The following is a 19,547-nucleotide window of genomic DNA, read 5'->3' on the forward strand; positions in this document are numbered from 1 at the left end:
ACCAGAAGCAGGACCAGAAACAGGACCAGAAACAGGACCAGAAACAGGACCAGAAACAGGACCAGAAACAGGACCAGAAACAGGACCAGAAACAGGACCAGAAACAGGATGGGTCTCCTTCGGAGCCGAAGGGAGGCGACCAGGATCAATCGCAGTCTCAACCGCAGAATCAGAACCCAGGAAACAAGCCGCAGTCCACGCCCCAGCCGACTCCCGGAGAGAAGAAGGAGGGCGACCTCAAGGCGCAGCCCGACCAGAAACCCGGCGATCAGAAAGAGCAACCGGCCGCGCCGGCCGAGCCTGAGGAGAAGGACGGAGAAATGTCCGAACAGCAGGCGCGAGCTTTGTTACGATCCATGCAGGGCGAGGAGGAGCGCGTGCGCTTGCTTGAACGCCAGCAGAATCAAGATGTCTTTAAGGATTGGTAACCTCGTGAATAAGCTTCGTCCCGCCCTCATCCTTGCCGCTGCGGCCCTGTCGCTGCGTGTGCTGACCGCTGCCACCGTCACGGCCGAGCTCTCGGCCGACGAAACCTCGGTCGGCACGCCGGTGCAATTGCAGGTGAGGATCGATGGCACGACGAACGTGATCATGCCGCCATCGATCGATGTCGCCGGGCTCGACGCACGGATGGCTGGCCGCTCGAACTCGATCCAGGTGCAGGTCATCAATGGTCGCCTGACGACATCGAGTTCCTACGCCTACACGATCGTTCCCATGCGGGAAGGCACGTTCGAGATCCCTTCGATCGAGATCACGGTCGATGGGAAGAAGCAGCGCACCGCCCCGCAGAAGCTTGTTGTCCAGCCGGGAACGGGCAATGCCGGCTCGGCGGGCATTGCGACCGCGCCTCCCGCCGGGCAGTCGCCGCGTTCGCGGGCCCGGGCGACGGGCGACGACGGGAAGATGTATTTCGGCGAGGTGCTGGTGCCGAAGAAGAGCATCTATGTCGGCGAGGTCGTGCCCGTCGACGTGCGCTTCTATTTCAACGAGCAGGGCTCGTTCCGGCTGACCGGCCAGGAACCGCAGGTGAGCGGGGAGGGCTTCACCGTCGAGAAGTTTTCGCCGCCGCGGCAGACCGAGGAAGTCGTCGGCGACACGACCTATCACGTGCTGTCCTTCAAGACCGCGATCACCGCGGTGAAGAGCGGGGAATTGGAGACGCCGAAGGCTTCGCTGCCGGCGATTGCGCGAGTGCCCTCGTCGGCCGCACCGCCCGCGATGAACGACATTTTCAGCCAGATGTTCGGAGGCCAGGGGCTCAGCGAGGAGCAGGAGATCAAGGTCGAGAGCACGCCGGAGGGGATCCGCGTGAAGGGGCTCCCGGCGGCGGGCCGTCCCGACAGTTTTTCCGGCGCAGTGGGGGAGTTTACGCTCGCGGCCAGCACGGACGCAACCAAGGCGGCGGCAGGCGATCCCGTGACCTTGAAAACGGCGATCACCGGACGCGGAAACTTCAGTGGCATGGGCGAGCCGAAGCTCGTCGATACGGACGGCTGGCGCGTGTATCCGCCCACGGACAAGTTCGAGAAATCCGACACGCTCGGGTTGAGCGGCACGAAGACGTTCGAGACGCCGATCGTTGCGCAGGAGCCTCGGACGCACACGCCGGTCGCCGAGTTTTCGTATTTCGATCCGGCGAAGGAAAAATACTTCACCCTTCGCAGCGAGCCGATCGCGGTGGAGGCGGCGGCTGCGCCGGCCGTGGCCGCGGCGACGGCCGATGCGAGCGCCACGCCCGAACCGACTGCCCCGGCGGCGCCGGATGCGACGGGACTGTGGATCGCCCATGCCACGCCGCGGTCCTGGGAGTCCGTGGTCCGGCAGCCGGCATTCTGGATCGTCAATGGAGTTGCCGCGCTGGCTTATCTGGCGTTGCTGACCGGCGCTCTCGTGCAACGCTCCCGGCGCGGACCGGCGGCAGCGCGCGCGGCGCAGGTGCGGGAACGTGATCGGATGATTGCCGACCTCGGGCGATCGGGAATCGCGGAGGAGGATTTTTACCCGAAAGCCCACGCGGTGCTCTCGACGCAGGCGGCCCTTGCGGGCGAGAGCGGGGCGTTTGAATTGATCGATGCGCTGGAATCCCGCGGCCACGACACGAGTGAGCTGCGGGCGGTGCTCGCCCGCGCGGACGAGATCAAGTTCAGCGGCGGCGGGGTGTCCGCCAAAGTGGACGCCGCGGAGCAGCGGCGCGTGATGGGATTGCTGCGGAAGGTTTGCCGATGAAAACGTGGGTTCTGATTTCTTGTTTCGCGCTGATGGCGGGCTCCGGAGCGCTGGCGGCCGATGCGAAGGCCGACTTCGATGCCGGGAAGTTTGCCGATGCGGCCCGGCAGCTCGAAACGACCGTGGCGACCGGGCAGCCAAGCGCGGAGCAGTTCTATGACCTGGGTCTCGCCTACGAGAAAGCCGGCGAGCCGGTTTCCGCGGCGCTGAATTACCAACGCGCCCTGCTGCTGGATCCGGGCCTCAAGCCGGCGCGGAATTCTCTCGCGCTGCTGGCGGCAGCCCACAATGTGAAGCTTCCCGCGCCGTCGTGGCTGAGCGTCGTGAGCGCGGTCGCGCATCCCGACGCGTGGATCGTGGCCGGCGTCGTCGCCGTGTGGCTGGGAGCCTTCGGTCTGCTGGCGGCGTTCCGTTTCCCGAAGCGGACGGGCAAGATCGCTCTCGCCGTGCTGGCGATCGTGGCGGGCGGAGCGGCGGTTTCGGTCGGCTGGCTTTCGGATGTCCGCCTTGGCGCGACGCGCCCTGCGATCGTGACGGCGAAGGATGGCGCGGAGGTTCTCAGCGCGCCGGCGAACAATTCCAGCGTGGTCGCCACGTTGCCGGCGGGTTCCCCGGTGGGGGTGCGATCACCGCGGGGGGCGTGGGCCTATGTCGATCTGGCCGACGGAGCAAAAGGCTGGGTGCAAACCGAGCGGCTTGCCCCTATCGTGCCCGGTGAAGTTTTTTAGCGCCGCTCTCGCCGTCGTCCTGTTGATCGTCGCGCCTGCCCGGGCGGGGGAAACGGATTGGCGTTCGCAACTGGAGCCCGCCACGCCAGGAAAGTTTCCGGCGCTGCCCGGCGTGCGGATGGAGTTCAAATTCGGCTGGTCGAATGTGTTGGAAGCCGCGAAAGCCGAGGCGACGATCGAGAATCGCGGCGACAAATACGAGGCGAGGGTGCGCGGCGGGACCGAAGGGCTCGCGCGGGCGCTCTGGCCGCTCGATGCGCAGCATTCCGCGACGCTGCAGGCGCAACCGCTGCGGCCGATTCGGATCGCGCAGCTCGAGCGGTATCGCAAACGCACCGTCGAGACCCAGGTGCGCTACGATGCGAAGGGGCTGAGCCGCATGCGCAAGACTTCGGATTCCAAGGATCCCGGGAAATGGAAACGGCTGACCTTTGCGCCGATCTACGACGTCATTGGCGGCGTGCTTTTCGTGCGGAGCCAGCCGCTCGAGGTCGGTGATACCATCGGACTGGTCTGCTTCCCGGGAGATTCACCGTATGTCGCCGAGGTGCATGTCGAGGGGCGGGAGACGGTGCGATGCATGGGGCGCAACTGGCCTGCGCTGCGGCTATCGCTGGAGGTGCGTCGGCTCGAGGTGGAGAGCAAGCGGCCCACGAAGGCCGTGAAATACGCGAAGTTCCGCTCCGGCACGATCTGGGTGTCCGATGACGATTTGCGCATCCCGCTGCGGGCCGAGGTGAACGTGATGGTCGGCTTCGTTTACGGAGAGCTGACCGAGTTCAAGCGGTTGTAGCTCTCCCGATGCGACCGCGGCGGCGCGGAAGTGCGAATCGGGGACGTGAGCGATGTTGTCAGTGAGGCGGCGGGATCGGGGTTGTTGCATCCGGAGGCGTCGGCGCGTGAAGCTGGGTTGCGTTACGTCAGCGACGAAAATCCGGGGATTCATCGGAAACCGGCGAAGCAAGAATTTGCCTATGTCGATGCGGCAGGCCGACGGGTGAAGGATCCCGGGGAATTGCGGCGCATTCGCGCCCTCGTGATCCCTCCGGCATGGACGGATGTCTGGATCTGCCCTCGCGCAAATGGCCATATCCAGGCGACCGGTCGGGACGCCCGCGGGCGCAAGCAATACCGCTACCATCCCAGGTGGCGCGAGGTGCGCGACGGCGTGAAGTATGAGCGGATGCTGGATTTCGTGCGGGCGCTTCCGCGAATCCGGCGTCGCGTGGAGCGGGATCTCGGCCGGCGCACGCTCGATCGGGAAAAGGTGCTCGCCACGGTGGTGCGATTGCTGGAGCTGACGCTGATCCGCGTTGGCAATGAGGATTATGCGAGGACCAACCAATCGTTTGGGCTGAGCACGATGCGGAACCGGCATGTCGACGTGAGGGGAACGACGATCCACTTTCGCTTCCGCGGCAAGGCCGGGAAGAAGCACGCGATCCGGCTCGCCGATCGCCGACTCGCGCGAGTGGTCGCGCGCTTGCAGGACCTGCCTGGGCAGCGCCTCTTCCAGTTCGAGGCGGAGGATGGTGCGCTGCAGGATGTGGAATCCGGCGACGTGAATGCGTATCTGCGGGAGATCAGCGGAGAGGATTTCACCGCGAAGGATTTTCGCACCTGGGCGGGCACCGTGCTCGCGGCGATGGCGCTGCACGAGCTGCGGGAATTCGACAGTGATGCGCAGGCGAAGCGGAACATCATCGCCGCGATCGAGCGCGCCGCTTCGCAGCTGGGGAACACTCCCGCCATTTGTCGCAAGTGCTACGTGCATCCCGGCATCTTCGAGAGCTACCTCGACGGCTCGCTGGCGGAGGTGCTGCGCGAGCGGGTGGAGACGCGAATGCGTGAAAAACTGGGAGTGTTGCGACCGGAGGAAGCGGCGGTGCTGGCGTTGCTGCGGCAGCGGCTGGCAAAGCCGCGTCGTCAGTCCAGGCGCACGTAGCGGGAGGCGGAGTCTCCCGTAGCCCACGTGTAGATGCGCGGGCGCTCGAGCTGGAGCTTGATGGCGGATTGCGAGGGAAGTTGTTCCGCCCATTCCAACGCGGCGTCGCGGTCGGCCTCTCCGATGCGTCGTTCCGGCCGGGCGATGGTGAGGTGGGGGAACACGGGACGGGTCTCGATCTTCGCCCCGGCCTCGCGGCAGATGCGGTCGCGCCATTTGGTGATCTGCGCCTCCACTTCCATCCGGCCGTCAGCGAAGTTGAACGACAGCGCCGAGAATCGCCGAGGCTGTGGCAGGGCGGTGAGACGGTCGGGCGCCAGCGACGCGACCGATTTCAGCGGCAATCCCTTGAGGAGCGAGGAGATCTTTTTGACGAGACCGGGTTCGAACCGATGGAGAAAGGCGAGCGTGACGTGGAGGTCGTCCGGGACGGAGAAACGCAGGCCGCCGGGCGCGGTCTTTTCCAGCGCGGCGATCCATTCGGCGGCGCCGCTCACGGGCCAGGCCACAAACCAGTTCGGTGTCATGAAATTCAATAGGCACGGCTGCGGAATTGAGGGAAGCTAAAGCCATGTCCCTCGACGCCGCGACGTTTGAGAAACTTGGCGCGTTTTACCTCGGACGCCCCGTCGATCCGGCCACGCAGAAGCCGGTTGACGCCCCCTTCCTTTACGACTCCCGCGATCTCGTCACCCACGCGGTCTGCGTCGGCATGACCGGCAGCGGTAAGACGGGACTGGGGATCGCGTTGCTCGAAGAGGCGGCCATCGACGGCGTGCCGGCGTTGATCATCGATCCGAAGGGGGACCTGACGAATCTCGCGCTGCAATTTCCGCAGCTGCGTCCCGCGGATTTTCGGCCGTGGGTGTCCAACGACGAGGCGGCGAGGGCCGGCGTGTCTCCGGATGAATTTGCGGAAAGACAGGCGACCGCATGGCGCGAGGGACTCGCCTCGTGGGGCGAGGACGGCGCGCGCATCGAGCGTCTGCAGGCCGCGGTCGAGGTCGCGATCTACACGCCGGGCAGCTCGGCGGGGCGACCGATCTCGGTGCTGGCCTCGTTTGCCGCGCCGGACGTCGCCGTGCGGGACGACGCGGAATTGTTCGCCGGGCAGGTGGAATCCACGGCCTCGGCGTTGCTTGGTCTGGCCGGGATTTCCGGCGATTCGATGACGAGCCGCGAGCAAACCCTGCTGGCGACGATCCTCACGAATGCGTGGTCGGCGGGCGAATCGCTGTCGCTCGTCGAGCTGGTCCGGCGAATTCAGAAACCGCCGTTCCCTTCGGTCGGCGTGCTCGACCTCGAGGCGTTCTATCCGGAGAAGGAGCGGTTCAAGCTCGTGCTCGCGCTCAACAATCTCGTGGCGTCTCCCGGCTTCGCCGCGTGGCAGCAGGGCGAGCCGCTCGATGTGCAATCGCTGCTGTTCACCCCGGCGGGCAAGCCGCGGCTGGCGGTGCTCTCGATTGCCCATCTCGGCGACGCCGAACGAATGTTCTTCGTCTCGTTGCTGCTGAATGCCGTCGTTTCCTGGATGCGCGCGCAGCCTGGCACGACGAGCCTTCGCGCCCTGCTCTACATGGACGAGGTCTTCGGCTACTTCCCGCCGATTGCGAATCCTCCGAGCAAGAAACCGTTGCTGACTTTGCTCAAGCAGGCTCGCGCGTTCGGGCTCGGGGTCGTGGTGGCGACGCAGAATCCCTCCGACCTCGATTACAAGGGCCTCGCGAATGCCGGCACGTGGTTCATCGGTCGCCTGCAGACGGAACGCGACCGTTCCCGTCTGCTCGATGGACTCGGCGATGCCGGTGCGGCGGATCGCGAAGCGCTTGAGGCGTTGCTCGCGAATCTCGGGAAGCGCCGGTTCGTCATGCAGAATGTCCACGAGTCCGCGCCCACGCTTTTCGAGACGCGGTGGACGCTCTCGTATCTCTGCGGTCCGCTCACGCGGGATCAGATTCGCCGGCTGCAATCGCCCGTCGCCGCTGCGGCCCCCACTCCCGCGCCGACACCGGCTTCGCTTCCAGCGGCCCCGGGGGCGGAGTCCGGTCCGCCGGTCCTCAAGGACGTCACGCAGGTCTTTGCCTCCGGAACGTCGGTTGCCGGCTGGACGCCACGCTTCTTCTTCACGGCGACCCTGCGCTACCGGGATGCGAAACGGGGCGTCGATTCGCAATCCGACGAAGCCTGGCTCGTTCCGCTCGGGAGCGCGCTCACGGGGCTGGACTGGGAGGCCGCGGAAAGCGCCCCGGCGGAGGGTTTCTCCGAGGTGGCGGGCGAGGGGGCCTATGCCGACGTGCCGGCCGAGGCTCGCGCGGCCAAACGCTACGCCGAATGGGGCAAGGACGCCGCGGCGTGGCTCTCGGGCAACCGCGCGCTCGAGCTGTTCCGCTGCGAGTCGCTCGATCTCGAGTCGAAACCGGATGAATCGGAACGCGACTTCCGCGCCCGCCTCGCGTTGAAGGCGCGGGAATCCCGGGATGCCCGCGCCGATGCCCTGCGCGCCAGCTACGCGAAGAAATTCGAGACCCTGCAGCAGCAGGTCCAGCGGGCCGCGGACGTCGTGGCTCGCGAGGAAGCGCAGGCTGGCCAGGCGAGAATGCAGACGTTGCTCTCGATCGGCACGACCGTGCTGGGAGCTTTCCTCGGGCGGAAGGCGATCAGCGCATCCACGCTTGGTCGGGCCTCCACCGCAGCGCGCGGCGTGGGCCGCTCCATGAAGGAATACGAGGACGTCGGCCAGGCGAAGGCCAGGCTGGAAGCCGCCAGCGCGAAGCGCGCCGAGCTGGAAGCGCAGCTTCAGACCGAGCTGGCGGCGCTGGCCACGGAGCTTGCCGAGCCGGCGGTCGAGACGATCTGGATCCCTCCCAGTCGCGGCGGCGTGCGGATTCGCCTCGCGGCGCTGGCCTGGGTGCCTGCCTGAGGCTGAATTGCGTTGAGCTTGGCAGGGTTCTGGTGTGCTTTGACATCCCGTGATCCACCAGCTTCGTTCCGCCGTTGAATTCGCGTCGCATCTGCCGCGATACAACGAGATCCTTCGCGTGCTGTTCAAATACGGCTTTGCCGATGTGCTCAAGCTGGTCGCCCTTCAGCGCCTGATGGGAATCGAGAATGCCGAGCTGCAGGTGCACGAGACCGGTTTGCTCTCGAAGCCGCCCGCCGAGCGTCTGCGCCTCGCGCTCGAGGAGCTTGGCCCCACGTTCATCAAGTTTGGCCAGATCCTGAGCGCCCGCCGCGATCTGGTGAACGACGACTTCTATGCGGAACTCTGCAAGCTGCACGACAGCGTGCCGACGTTTCCCGGGAAAATTGCGAAGGCAATCTTTGCGGAGGAGATCGGCATCCCGGTCAGCAAGGCCTTCAAGGAATTCGACGACGAGGCGCTGGCCGGAGCGTCGATTGCGCAGGTCCATCGCGCGGTGACGCAGGAGGGCGCGATCGTCGCGGTGAAGGTGCAGCGGCCCGAGATCCAGCCGATCATCGAGCGCGACCTCGCCATCATTCTCGATATCGCGAAGTTCGTGGACAAGCACGTCGCGGAAATCTCCGCGCTGAATCCCGTCGCGGTGATCACGGAGTTTGCGGACACGCTGCGCAAGGAACTGGATTTCACCAACGAGGCGGCGAATGCCGAGCGCTTCGGCAAACAATTCGCCGAGTCGGACAAGATCGCCGTGCCGGCGGTCCTCCGCGAGTTTTCCCGCGAGAAGATTCTCACGGTCGAGTTCATCTCCGGCTTTCCGGTCGGGGACACGGAGGTGCTCGAGGAAAATGGCATCGATCCCGTGAAGCTGTCCGAGGACATCTCGGTGCTCATCTATCAGCAGATTTTCGAGTTCGGCTTCTTCCACGGCGATCCGCATCCCGGCAACATGACGGTGCTCGAAGGCGGCGTGGTCGGGCTCTACGACTACGGCATGATGGGCGCGTTCTCGCCCGGCTTTCGCTCGAGCGTCGCGCATCTCATCGCCGGCCTGGCCGAAAAGAACCACCGGCAGGTCATGCGCTCCATCATCGAGATGTCCGAGGAAGGCGTTGTCGCGGATCAGGACCGGATGCTTCGCGAGGTGGAGGAATTCAGTGACCAGCATCTCAATCAGCCGCTGTCGGACATCAATCTCGGCTACGTGCTGAACAGCCTGCTCGATCTGCTGCGCAACAACCACCTGCGGATGAAGGGCAGCTTCTACCTCGGCATCAAGGCGCTCTCGCAGGTCGAGGCCATCGGTCGCTCCCTCAACCCGCAGCTGAACTTCGTCGTTTTGGGCGAGCCCTATGCCTCGAAGCTCATCCAGAACAAATACCATCCGTTCCACATCTTCGACCTGCTCAAGAAGCTCGCGGCGGAATCGGTCGATTTTCTCGAGGACTTCCCCTACGAATTTCGCGCGCTGTGGGACCGTCTCCGCCGCGGACAGATCAATATTCCGCTCCAGCACAAGATCGACCCCGAGGGATTCGAGCCGCTGCGCAAGACGCTCGACTCGATCGCGAACCGGCTGACGAACGCCATCCTTGCCGCCTCCGTGCTGATCTGTTCATCGATCCTCATTCTTTCCGGCCTGCCCCCGCGCATCTGGGACGTGCCCGTCATCGGCATGGTCGGACTGATCTGGGGCGCCTACATGTGCCTGCGCCTCGTGCTTTCGATCTGGAAGCACGGCGGCCTGTAAATTCGGCGGGGTCAAACCGGAACTTGACGCCTCGCGGCGGGCTGCGGATCATTTCCGGCCCGCGTTGTCTCGCGCACCAGCAGTTCATGGCCCTCATCGTTCAAAAATACGGCGGCACCTCGGTCGGCACCCCCGACCGGATTCGCAATGTCGCCAGCCGCATCCTCGCCACCCAGCGCGAGGGAAATTCCGTCGTCGCCGTCGTCTCGGCGATGTCGGGGGTGACGGACAACCTCATCAAACTTTCCCGCGCCGTGTCCGATCGTCCGACCGAGCGCGAGATGGACGTGCTGCTTGCCACGGGAGAACAGACGACGATCGCGCTCACCGCGATGGCGATCAACGCCCTCGGCGGCCGCGCCATTTCGCTCACCGGCGCGCAGGCAGGCATCCTCACGGACGGCATTCACACCAAGGCGAAGATTGCGAACATCACACCGCGCCAGATTCGCAAATATCTCAACGACGGCACGATCGTGATCGTCGCCGGGTTCCAGGGGCAGACTCTCCAGGGCACCATCACCACGCTCGGCCGTGGCGGATCGGACCTCACCGCCATCGCCATCGCGGCGGCGCTCAAGGCGCACAATTGCGAGATCTACACCGATGTGGACGGCGTCTACACCTGCGATCCCCGCATCGTGCCGAATGCCCGCAAGATCGACGTGATCGCCTACGACGAGCTCCTCGAGATGGCCAGCAGCGGCTCGAAGGTCATGCAGTCGCGCTCCGTGGAGTTCGCCAAGAAATTCAACGTGCCGTTCGAAGTCCGCAGCAGTTTCAACCTCAACCGGGGAACCATCGTGAAAGAAGAAAATCCCAATCTCGAGCAGGTCGTCGTTCGCGGCGTGAGCATCGAGCGCAATCAGGCCAAGGTGACCATTACCAACGTCCCCGATACGCCGGGCACGGCCTCCCGCATCTTCACCGCCCTTGCCGATGCCGGCGTCGTGATCGACGTGATCGTGCAGAACGTTTCCGTGAGCGGCACGACGGATATTTCTTTCACCCTCAGCCAGGACGAGCTCGACAAGCTCGGCAGCCTGCTGGAGCAGGTGGTCGCGGAAGTCGGCGCCGGCTCGATCACGAAAAAGGGCGGCATTGCGAAACTCAGTGTCGTCGGGATCGGCATGCGCACGCATTCGGGCGTCGCGGCCACGCTTTTCGAGGCGCTCGGCAAGGGTGGGATCAACATCCAGATGATTTCCACGTCCGAGATCAAGATCGCCGTCATCATCGACGAGGCGAAGATCGCCGAAGCCGCGAATCTTGCGCACGAGGCCTTCGGCCTGGCCGGCGAACCCGCCGCATAGTTCGTTTTTTCGATAGCCACGCGCGGCCGCGCGTGGAATATTCACCGTCCCGCAAGCAAGGAGAGGTGGCAGAGTGGTCGAATGCGCACGCCTGGAAAGCGTGTATACCGCAAGGTATCGGGGGTTCGAATCCCCCCCTCTCCGCCAGCGGGTTTCTCCGCGGCAGTCCCGTCATTCCCAGGCGGCTGCGGACTTTCTTTTTCCCGTTTCGACCTTCAAGAGATCGAGAAATCGGTAGAGCACGGGATTGGGATCGCCCTCGCGCCAGGCGGCGCCGACGGACCAGCCGGCCTCGGCATCCTCGAGAATGTGAAACCGCACGCCGGCAAACCGGCTCGTGCCGAAGGATTGCGGGATCATGGCGAGCCCGAGGCCCGCGCGCACGAGCGCCAGCGCCGTGGTGACTTCCGGCACCTCCTGGACGATGCGCGGGTGGAAGTCGTGCCGGGCGCAGAGGCTGAGAACATGGCGGTGGAAGGATGGAGAACGCTGGCGCGAAATGAGGACGAAGGGTTGATCGCGGCACGCGGCGAGATCGAGGTCCGCGGGTAATCGTGATGCGGCGCTCGAGACAAGCATCACCCGATCCTGCACGACCGGGAGCGAGGCGAGGTCGCGGGCGGCAGGAAGGCGGACGAAGCCGAGATCGATTTTCTCGGAACGCAGGGCCTCGGTCTGTTCCGCCGTCGACATGTCGCGCAGGCTGATGTCCACGTCCGGCAGGCTCCGACGCAGGCGCACGAGCACCCGGGGCACGAGTTCGAACGTGTGAAATCCAAAGCCGACGCGCAACCGTCCCCCTTTGCCGCTGGCCGCGCGGCGCGTGAGATTGATGAGCTCGTCGCTGTCGCGGACAAGCGCGCGGGCGCCGATCAGAAAGTTTTCGCCGAGAGTGGTGAGCTTCGTGCCATGGCGGCCGCGAAGGAGAAGGTCGCCGCCGAGTTCACCCTCGAGGTGACGGATCTGCTTCGTGAGGGCGGGCTGGCTGAGGTTCAGCAGGCGCGCCGCCCGGCCAAAGTGCAACTGGTCGGCGAGGGTGATGAAGGAGCGAACTTCGCGCAGTTCCATAACCAGATGTTATCACGGTCATGAAAACATGCCATTGGCGGAATCGCGAAGAGATCGGGATGCTGATGCCATGAATCAGGACATCGCAAATCGGCCCCCGTGGGCTCTCGACCGGTGTTTTCCCCAGACAACCAGCAACCCTGCCGGCCGCGCCCGTCTCGCGACCTCGGCGCTTTTCCTCGTCGACGGCATGACTTTCGGAACCTGGGCCGCGCTCATTCCCTCGTTCCAGCAGCGGTTCGCACTGTCGGCCGGGCAACTGAGTGCGGTGCTGTTCGGTCTGGTGCTGGGGGCGTTGGTCGCAATGCCGCTTGCCGGCCGGTTGATCGCCCGGTGGGGCAGCCGGCGCGTGGTTTTCCCGGCGGCACTCGGGTTCACCGGCACGCTGCCGTTGCTCGCGCTTGCGCCTGCTCCCGGTTGGTTGATCGCCGCCGCGGTGCTCTTTGGCGCGTGGAAGGGGGCGCTGGACGTTTCCGTGAATTCGCAGGGTATCACGGTCGAGAATGCGGTGGGCAGGCCGATCATCTCATCGTTCCAAGGGTTCTGGAGCCTCGGTGGCTTGAGCGCGGCGTTTTTGCTGAGCCTGGCAATGCATCAGGGCTTTGCGCCGTCGGGACTGATGATTGGCATGGCCGTCCTGCTCTTTGCGGTGGTGCTGTCGACGTTTGGGAGTCTGCTTCCGGATGCCGCGAGTCCGGCGATCGGCCGCAGGGGGGCGTTCGCGCTGCCTTCCGGTCGGTTGCTTCGATTGGGGGCCCTCGCTTTCCTGGCCTTGTTCAGCGAAGGGGTGCTGCTCGACTGGAGCGCGGTCTATGCGCGCACGATTGCGGACGTGCCGGTCGCGTTTGCGCCGATGGCCTTTGCGGTCTTCGCGCTCTGCATGGCCGGCGGACGATTTCTGGGGGACGTTCTCATCGCCCGAATGGGTGCGATCGCCACGCTTCGCGCGAGCGGAGTGCTGATGGCTGCCGGCATTGCGGTCGCGGTCTTCGTGCCGGAGTGGCCGGCGGTATTTGCGGGGTTTGCGCTGGTCGGTTTTGGCGTGGCGAATCTCGTGCCGGTGATCTTTGGCGCGGCGGGACGCGTGGACGAGCGCGGGGCGGGGCCAGGCCTCGCGACCGTGAGCACACTCGGCTATTTCGGGTTTCTCTCCGGTCCGCCGGTGATCGGCCTGGTCGCGGCGGCGGCCGGCCTGCCGGTGGCCTTTGCGAGCGTCATCCTGTTTGGCGCGATCATTGCGACCCTTGGCGTCGCCGCGGTGAGCCCCGCGCGGAATTCGCTGACGAAGGAGGACCAATGAACCCGCACGGCGCCTACGACCTTGCGTTCGTCGATCTCGACGGCACGCTGCTGAGTCCCGACAAGACGGTCAGCCCCGCAAACCGGCGGGCGTTGGATCGTCTCCGCGAGGCGGGCATGCAGGTCGTCGCGGCCTCGGGCCGGCACCATGCAAACATCGCCGCGTTTCGCGAGATCGGACAGTCCGGTTGGACTCTCTCCTCGCACGGCGCGGTGGTCCGCCACCAGCGGACTGACGAATGGCTGCTGGAAATGGCGATGGCTCCGGAGCGGGTGGCCGAGGTTGCCGCCCGCGGCCGGGAACTCGGGATGACGTTGATCGCCTACCATCGCGACGGGGCTTACATCGAGCGCGAGTCGGAGTGGACGGACCTCTACGCCAGCCAGTCCGGCTGGAAGCCGCGCATTGCGGACTTCCGATCGCTGCCCGCGGATGGATTCCAAAAGGTGATCTGGTCGGAGGGGGCGGCACGGATTGCCGCCGTCGCGCCGGATATCCAGCGCGAATTTCAAGGCCGGGCGCACGTCGTCGTGACCGATCCGGAGCTCCTTGAATTCCTGGCGCCAGCGGCGAACAAGGCCGTCGGGGCGGTGGCTCTCACCGAAAAACTGGGAGTGGCTCCCGCGCGCACGCTCGCCTTTGGGGATGGCAACAACGACGTGGAATTGCTGCGCTGGGCCGGCTTTTCGGTCGCGATGAATCACGGCCGCGAGAGCGCTCGAAAATCCGCGCGATTCGTGTCGCCGCCCGGGCCGGAGGAGAGTGCGTTCGCTCGCGCGGTTAACCTGGCGTTGAGCACCCGGGAAGGGAGCCGAAAATATTTTTGAATTAGGATCCTTGCACTTTTTGGAAAGATTGGCATGTTTCGCGCTCCCAATCTCTGCCTGAATACTTTGCCGATGCTTCTAACTCGTTCGCTATTCGCCATTTTCGCCGTTCTGACGCTGTCGATTTCGACCGCCAAAGCCGTCGACGAGGCTCCAAAAGCGGACCGGGTCGAGATTGTTGTCAGCATTGCGGAGCAGAAATTAGTGCTGAAAAAGAACGGCGAAGTGATTCGGCGTTATCCGGTTTCCACCTCCCGATTTGGCGTCGGCGATGCCTATGGGACGTATCGCACGCCGATTGGCCACCTTCAGGTCAGTGACAAGATTGGCGATGGCCTGCCGGCGGGCGCGGTGTTCAAACATCGCAGTCCCACGGGAGAGGTCCTGGCGCCGAATGCGCCGGGCCGCGACCCCATCGTCACGCGCATCCTTTGGCTGAACGGCCTCGAGGCCGGCAATCGCAACGCCTACGGCCGCTGCGTCTACATTCACGGCACGCCCGATGAAAAGCGCCTCGGGCGACCGGTCAGCTACGGGTGCATCCGCATGCGTTCGACCGATGTGATGGAACTTTATGCGGCCACGCCGGTCGGGACGGATGTCTCCATCGTGGTCGGGCGGCTGCCCTCGGACCCGGGCGCGGGAATCATGGGGCTGATTGCTTCCGCGGCGACCTCGCTGCGCGGAGCGAAACTTTGAGCTCCTCGCACTCGCTGGCGGGAGGACGCGTGATTCTCGACGCCCTGAAAATTCAGGCGGCGGAGCGGGCCGATTGCGCGCGATTCTCCGCGACGAATTCCGCAATGCGCTGCATGGCGATCTTGATCTGCTCGAGACCGGTCGCATAGCTGCAGCGCACGTGACCTTCGCCGGAAGGACCGAAGGCCGTGCCGGGCACGACGGCCACGCTTTTTTCGCGGAGCAGCCGCATGGAGAATTCCTGACTGGTGAGCCCGGTGGAAGTGATCTTCGGAAACACGTAGAAGGCGCCGCGCGGGAGGAAGCACTCCAGTCCCATGTCGTTCAGCGCGCTTACGACGTAGTTGCGGCGGAGTTCGTATTCGCGACGCATGCGTAGCATCGCACGTTCGCCGCGCTCGAGCGCCTCGATCGCGGCGTCCTGGCTCGTGATGGACGCGCAGAGGATGGAGTATTGATGGATCTTCATCATCGCCTCGATCACGGCGTTCGGACCGCAGGCGTAGCCGACGCGGAAACCGGTCATCGCGTAGGCCTTCGACAAACCGTGAAGATAGATCGTGCGTTCCTTCATGCCCGGAACGGAGACGATGCTGAAATGCTCGCGACCGTCGTAGGTGAGTTCGCTGTAGATCTCGTCGGAGAGGACGGTGAGATTGCGGCGGATGCAGACTTCGGCGATCGCCTCGATCTGCGCCCGGCTCATCACGCCGCCGGTCGGATTCGTCGGGAAATTGAGCATCACGGCCTTCGTGCGCGGGCCGATGGCGGCCTCGAGGGCCTCGGGACGCAGGGCGAATTCATCCTCCGCGCGGGTGGGAATGGCGCGGGCGACGCCGAACGCGAGGGCGACGCTGGGATTGTAGGAAACGTAGCAGGGCTCGTGGTAAAGCACCTCGTCGCCGGGATTCAGAATCGCGCGCAGGGCGATGTCGATCGCCTCGGAGACGCCGACGGAAACGAGAACTTCGGTGAGCGAGTCGTAGCGCACACCGGTCGCGCGTTGCACGGTATCGGCGATCGCGCGACGCAGCCGGGGCAGGCCGAGGTTCGAGCTGTAGCCGGTGCGGCCTTTTTCGAGCGAGTAGATCGCGGCCTCGCGGATGTGCCAGGGCGTGACGAAATCCGGCTCGCCGATGCCGAGAGAAATGACATCGGTCATGGACTGCACGATCTCGAAGAAGTCGCGGATGCCGGATTTCGGGATGTCGCGGACGTGGTCGGCGATCGGGATGCTCATGGCGAAACGGACAGCCGCTCGGGCGCGACGTCGAAGTGATGGAAGGCGCCGTTTTCCTTGTAGGTCTTCAGGCGAAAGCGCGTGGCCGTCGAGACCACGGCGTCGATCGTGCTGAGCTTCTCGGCGACGAAGCTGGCGACCTGGCGGAGGTTACCGGCCTCGACGAGCACGAGCAGATCGTAGCCGCCGCTCATGAGGTAGCAGCTCTGGACTTCCTCGAATTTCGAGATGCGCGAGGCGATGCGGTCGAAGCCGCCGTCGCGCTCGGGCGTGATCTTCACCTCGATGACGGCAGTGACGGTGTCCGGATTCCATTTCTCGCGGTTAATGACCGTCTGGTAGCCAATGATGACGCCATCACGCTCGAGCTCGGCGATGCGGGCGTTCACGGCCTCCACGGTGAGTCCGAGCAGGCGGGCCACGTCTTCCCGCGCCATGAGCGGGTTGTGCTTGAGGAGATCGATGAGCGCGTCCATTGGAGCGGAAAAGCATGGACGCCGCCTGCGCGCTTGGCAAGCGGAGCCATGTCGCGCCGAGCTCTGAATCAGGTGGTTTCCTGAGAGGAAAGTCGGTATGTTCCCCTCCATGGCCACCGCAAAAAAGAAACCCGCCCCGAAGAAATCCACCCCCGCGAAGGCAAAGGCCGCCGTGAAGCCTGCGCCGAAGAAGGCGACGCCGAAAAAGACCGCGGCCGCCAAGGTGAATACGAAGACGACGAGCATTCCTTCCGGCCGTGAAGCCAAGCTCGCCGAACAGGCGCTCAAACTCGTTGACGAAGCCGCGTCGGTTCTCCGCACGGGCATCCGCTCCGGCGCCGAGACCACGGCAAAGAGCCGCATCGCCGCGAAGAAGAAAGCCAACGCGCTGCTCGGCAAGGCTTCCAACAATCTTTCCAAGGCGATCGGCGACAGCGCCTCGGCCCTGCAGAATCTGCTCGGAAAAATCTAACCGATCGCCGGGTTCCGGCGGTCATCCGTTTTTCGGGGAGCGCATGCGCAAAGCGTGCGCTCCCTTGTTTTTCAGGCGGAGAGGGCGCGACGCACGGAGTCGATGTCCGGCTCGGCCTCGATCGGCGCGTAGCCGTGACCACGCATGGCGGTGTCCGAATCCTTGAGGCCGTGGCCGGTGACCGTGCATACGACGGTGCCGCCCTCGGGAACGGCCGGCAGCGGGCATTTGTCGCCGGGACTCGTGAGGCATTTCATCAGGCCGGCGACCGAGGCTGCGCTGGCGGGCTCCACGAAGACGCCCTCGTTCTTGGCGAGCCAGGCCTGGGCCGCGAGAATTTCCTCGTCGGTGACGATGTCGATGCCGCCGCCCGAGTCCCTGATGGCGGCGGTGGCGCCTTCCCAGCTGGCGGGATTGCCGATGCGGATGGCGCTCGCGGCGGTCTCCGGATTCTCCACAACGCGGTTGTAAAAGATCGGGGCCGAGCCGGCGGCCTGGAAGCCGAGCATGCGCGGCAGGCGGGTGGATTTTCCAGAAGTGTGAAATTCGCCGTAGCCGCGCCAGTAGGCGGTGATGTTGCCGGCGTTGCCCACCGGCAGGATGTGAAGGTCGGGCGCGTCGCCGAGTTCGTCGATGATCTCGAACGATGCGGTCTTCTGGCCTTCGATGCGGGCGGGATTGATCGAGTTCACGACGGCGACCGAGCCGTCGGCGCCGAGTTCGCGGACGAGGCGCAGGGCGTCGTCGAAATTGCCGCGGATGGCGACGACGGTCGCCCCGTAGACAAAGGCCTGGACGAGCTTGCCCATGGCGATCTTGCCGGCCGGCAGGATGACTGCGCACTTCATTCCCGCGCGGGCGGCGTAGGCGGCGGCGGCGGCGGAGGTATTGCCGGTGGAGGCGCAGACGACCGTGGTGGCGCCGGCCTCGGCGGCTTTCGACATGGCCATGGTCATGCCGCGATCCTTGAACGAGCCCGTGGGATTGAGCCCCTCGTATTTGAGAAAGACGCGACGCGACGAGAGTTCGCTGAGGCGAGGGGAATAGATGAGCGGCGTGGAGCCTTCGTTGAGCGAGATGACCGGCGTGGCCTCGGAAACGGGGAGGTAGGCATGCCAGCGGGCGATGACGCCGCGATCGTTGGGCAGAAACTTCATGAAATCAGGAAAAATTTTCCACCGGCAGGAGCATGGGCTCGGTCTTCACGCAGGCGAGGGCGCCGATGCGAGCGGCGGCGCTGCGCATGCGGCCAAAGGTGGCGTCGTGGATCATCAGGACGAGGGGCAGCGGGCCGGGCTCGTGGGATTCCGGCTGGATGACGGAAGAGATGCCGATGCCGGCATCGCCGAGGATTCCGGCGATCTGCGCGAGCACGCCCGGCGTGTCGTCGACGAGCAGGCGGAGGTAGAATTGGGACACGGCGTCCTCGACGGGCTTGAGGTTGCCGTAGAGGTCGTGCGAGGTGAAGCCGTAGCAGCGGCGCGGGGCCTGAATGGCGACGACGGTTTCCGCCAGATCGGCGATGACGGAGCTCGCGGTGGGATCCTGCCCGGCGCCGCGGCCGTAAAACAGGGCCTCGCCGACGACATCACCGCGCAGCCAGATCGCGTTGAAGACGCCCTGCACGGACGCAAGCACGTGGCTCTTGGGAATGAGGGTGGGGCAGACGCGCACCTCGATGGCGTTCGTGGCGTCCGTCTTGATCGTGGCGAGCAGTTTGATCGTGTAGCCGAGCAAGGCGGCGAATTCGATATCCTCGCTGGTGAGGCGGTCGATGCCGGCCACGTAGACCTGCTCGGAGCGCACCCAGAAGCCGTAGGCGAGCGATGCGAGGATGATGGCCTTGTGCGCGGCGTCCCAGCCATTGACGTCGAGCGTGGGATCGGCCTCCGCGTAGCCGAGCGACTGGGCTTCGGCCAGGGCCTCGGCGAAGTCGAGGCCAGCCGCGGTCATGCGCGTGAGGATGTAGTTGCTTGTGCCGTTGAGAATGCCGTGGATGCTCTCGAAACGGTTCGCGATGAAGGCTTCACGCACCGTCTTGATGATGGGGATGCCTCCGGCGACAGCGGCTTCGTAGAAAATGGGAGTGCGTTTTTCGCGGGCGAGCTGGAAGAGCTCGGCGCCGTGTTCGGCGAGGAGGGCCTTGTTGCCGGTGATGACGATCTTGCCGGCCTCGAGGGCGCCGCGGACGAAGGCGAGGGCCTCGTCGATGCCGCCGATCAGCTCGACGACGACGAGAATCTTCGGGTCGGCGAGAAGTTCATGGAGATCCGTGGTGAACAGTTCGGCGGGCGCGTCGACGCCGCGGGCCTTGCCGAGGTCGCGCACGGCAATGCGCCGCACTTCGAATTCCGCGCCGAGCCGCTGCGTGAGCAGGGCGCGGTTTGCCTCGAGGTTCTTGTAAACCCCGCCGCCGACGGTGCCGAAGCCCGCGAGTCCGATGCCGATCTTTTCCATGTGAACCGAGGAGATTCACCGACCGTCGGGCGAGGGTAAAGCGGAAGTTGCTCCGGGTGGACCGATAGTTGGATTCCGAGGGCCTCCGCCCGAGCGGCGGAGAGCCCCGCATTTCGCGCCCCC

At 65.1% G+C, this 19,547-nt stretch carries 18 protein-coding genes and 1 tRNA gene; 13 read left to right on the forward strand and 6 right to left on the reverse strand.

The features are described 5' to 3' along the window. The 5 genes from VIM61_12020 to VIM61_12040 all read left to right on the forward strand — a co-directional run. On the forward strand, window positions 1–428 hold a 428-nt coding region (locus tag VIM61_12020; protein ID HEY8901129.1), incomplete at its 5' end, for a hypothetical protein. A gap of 4 nt (window positions 429–432) precedes the next feature. Further along, window positions 433–2,229, forward strand: coding sequence for a BatD family protein (locus VIM61_12025; GenBank protein HEY8901130.1), 1,797 nt, complete (start codon window positions 433–435; stop codon window positions 2,227–2,229). Further along, window positions 2,226–2,957: an SH3 domain-containing protein gene (locus tag VIM61_12030; protein ID HEY8901131.1), complete on the forward strand. Its 732-nt coding sequence runs from the start codon at window positions 2,226–2,228 to the stop codon at window positions 2,955–2,957. Before VIM61_12025 ends, VIM61_12030 begins: the two co-directional genes overlap by 4 nt. Further along, entirely contained in the window at window positions 2,944–3,750 is an 807-nt protein-coding gene (locus VIM61_12035; GenBank protein ID HEY8901132.1) for a DUF3108 domain-containing protein, read from the forward strand. The genes VIM61_12030 and VIM61_12035 overlap by 14 nt, the downstream gene beginning before the upstream one ends. Window positions 3,751–3,795: 45 nt before the next feature. Continuing rightward, complete coding sequence (locus tag VIM61_12040; protein HEY8901133.1) at window positions 3,796–4,902, forward strand: DNA topoisomerase IB; 1,107 nt, start codon at window positions 3,796–3,798, stop codon at window positions 4,900–4,902. On the opposite strand, the gene VIM61_12045 is transcribed toward VIM61_12040, so the two are convergent. Further along, window positions 4,884–5,429, reverse strand: a complete 546-nt coding sequence (locus VIM61_12045) for a hypothetical protein (protein ID HEY8901134.1) — start codon at window positions 5,427–5,429, stop codon at window positions 4,884–4,886. The genes VIM61_12040 and VIM61_12045 overlap by 19 nt on opposite strands. A gap of 44 nt (window positions 5,430–5,473) precedes the next feature. On the opposite strand from VIM61_12045, the gene VIM61_12050 reads away from it, so the two are divergent. From VIM61_12050 to VIM61_12065, 4 genes are all read left to right on the forward strand, one after another. Then, a complete protein-coding gene (locus tag VIM61_12050) occupies window positions 5,474–7,822 on the forward strand; it encodes a hypothetical protein (protein ID HEY8901135.1) in 2,349 nt (782 codons plus the stop codon). A gap of 49 nt (window positions 7,823–7,871) precedes the next feature. Then, window positions 7,872–9,572 carry an AarF/ABC1/UbiB kinase family protein gene (locus VIM61_12055; protein ID HEY8901136.1) on the forward strand — a complete coding sequence of 567 codons (1,701 nt, stop codon included), beginning with the start codon at window positions 7,872–7,874 and terminating at the stop codon, window positions 9,570–9,572. Window positions 9,573–9,595: 23 nt separating this feature from the next. Next, the gene (locus VIM61_12060) at window positions 9,596–10,885 is read left to right on the forward strand and encodes an aspartate kinase (GenBank protein HEY8901137.1); all 1,290 of its coding nucleotides are present in this window, start codon (window positions 9,596–9,598) and stop codon (window positions 10,883–10,885) included. A 59-nt stretch (window positions 10,886–10,944) separates the two neighbouring features. Continuing rightward, window positions 10,945–11,032 (forward strand) — tRNA-Ser (locus VIM61_12065). Between the two features lie 24 nt (window positions 11,033–11,056). Here VIM61_12065 and VIM61_12070 read toward each other — a convergent pair. Further along, window positions 11,057–11,953 (reverse strand): LysR family transcriptional regulator, encoded by an 897-nt coding sequence (locus VIM61_12070; GenBank protein HEY8901138.1) that lies wholly within the window; start codon window positions 11,951–11,953, stop codon window positions 11,057–11,059. Window positions 11,954–12,023: 70 nt separating this feature from the next. Here VIM61_12070 and VIM61_12075 point away from each other — a divergent pair, with 70 nt between their 5' ends. From VIM61_12075 to VIM61_12085, 3 genes are all read left to right on the forward strand, one after another. Further along, complete coding sequence (locus tag VIM61_12075; GenBank protein ID HEY8901139.1) at window positions 12,024–13,253, forward strand: MFS transporter; 1,230 nt, start codon at window positions 12,024–12,026, stop codon at window positions 13,251–13,253. Continuing rightward, window positions 13,250–14,080: a Cof-type HAD-IIB family hydrolase gene (locus VIM61_12080; GenBank protein ID HEY8901140.1), complete on the forward strand. Its 831-nt coding sequence runs from the start codon at window positions 13,250–13,252 to the stop codon at window positions 14,078–14,080. The genes VIM61_12075 and VIM61_12080 overlap by 4 nt, the downstream gene beginning before the upstream one ends. Window positions 14,081–14,152: 72 nt before the next feature. Next, on the forward strand, window positions 14,153–14,779 hold the full coding sequence (locus tag VIM61_12085; protein HEY8901141.1) for a L,D-transpeptidase: 627 nt from the start codon (window positions 14,153–14,155) through the stop codon (window positions 14,777–14,779). Window positions 14,780–14,831: 52 nt separating this feature from the next. Here the strand turns inward: VIM61_12085 and VIM61_12090 are convergent, their stop codons facing one another. Together VIM61_12090 and VIM61_12095 are read right to left on the reverse strand one after the other, a co-directional pair. Next, complete coding sequence (locus VIM61_12090) at window positions 14,832–16,019, reverse strand: aminotransferase class I/II-fold pyridoxal phosphate-dependent enzyme (protein ID HEY8901142.1); 1,188 nt, start codon at window positions 16,017–16,019, stop codon at window positions 14,832–14,834. Continuing rightward, window positions 16,016–16,495, reverse strand: a complete 480-nt coding sequence (locus tag VIM61_12095) for an Lrp/AsnC family transcriptional regulator (GenBank protein ID HEY8901143.1) — start codon at window positions 16,493–16,495, stop codon at window positions 16,016–16,018. Before VIM61_12095 ends, VIM61_12090 begins: the two co-directional genes overlap by 4 nt. 109 nt (window positions 16,496–16,604) lie before the next feature. On the opposite strand from VIM61_12095, the gene VIM61_12100 reads away from it, so the two are divergent. Further along, the gene (locus VIM61_12100; protein ID HEY8901144.1) at window positions 16,605–16,967 is read left to right on the forward strand and encodes a hypothetical protein; all 363 of its coding nucleotides are present in this window, start codon (window positions 16,605–16,607) and stop codon (window positions 16,965–16,967) included. A 71-nt stretch (window positions 16,968–17,038) separates the two neighbouring features. On the opposite strand, the gene thrC is transcribed toward VIM61_12100, so the two are convergent. Together thrC and VIM61_12110 are read right to left on the reverse strand one after the other, a co-directional pair. Further along, the gene (thrC, locus tag VIM61_12105; GenBank protein ID HEY8901145.1) at window positions 17,039–18,124 is read right to left on the reverse strand and encodes a threonine synthase; all 1,086 of its coding nucleotides are present in this window, start codon (window positions 18,122–18,124) and stop codon (window positions 17,039–17,041) included. Between the two features lie 4 nt (window positions 18,125–18,128). Then, on the reverse strand, window positions 18,129–19,424 hold the full coding sequence (locus tag VIM61_12110) for a homoserine dehydrogenase (GenBank protein ID HEY8901146.1): 1,296 nt from the start codon (window positions 19,422–19,424) through the stop codon (window positions 18,129–18,131). Window positions 19,425–19,547: the final 123 nt, after the last annotated feature.

The organism is Chthoniobacterales bacterium, assembly GCA_036569045.1.
Taxonomy (GTDB): domain Bacteria; phylum Verrucomicrobiota; class Verrucomicrobiia; order Chthoniobacterales; family JAATET01; genus JAATET01.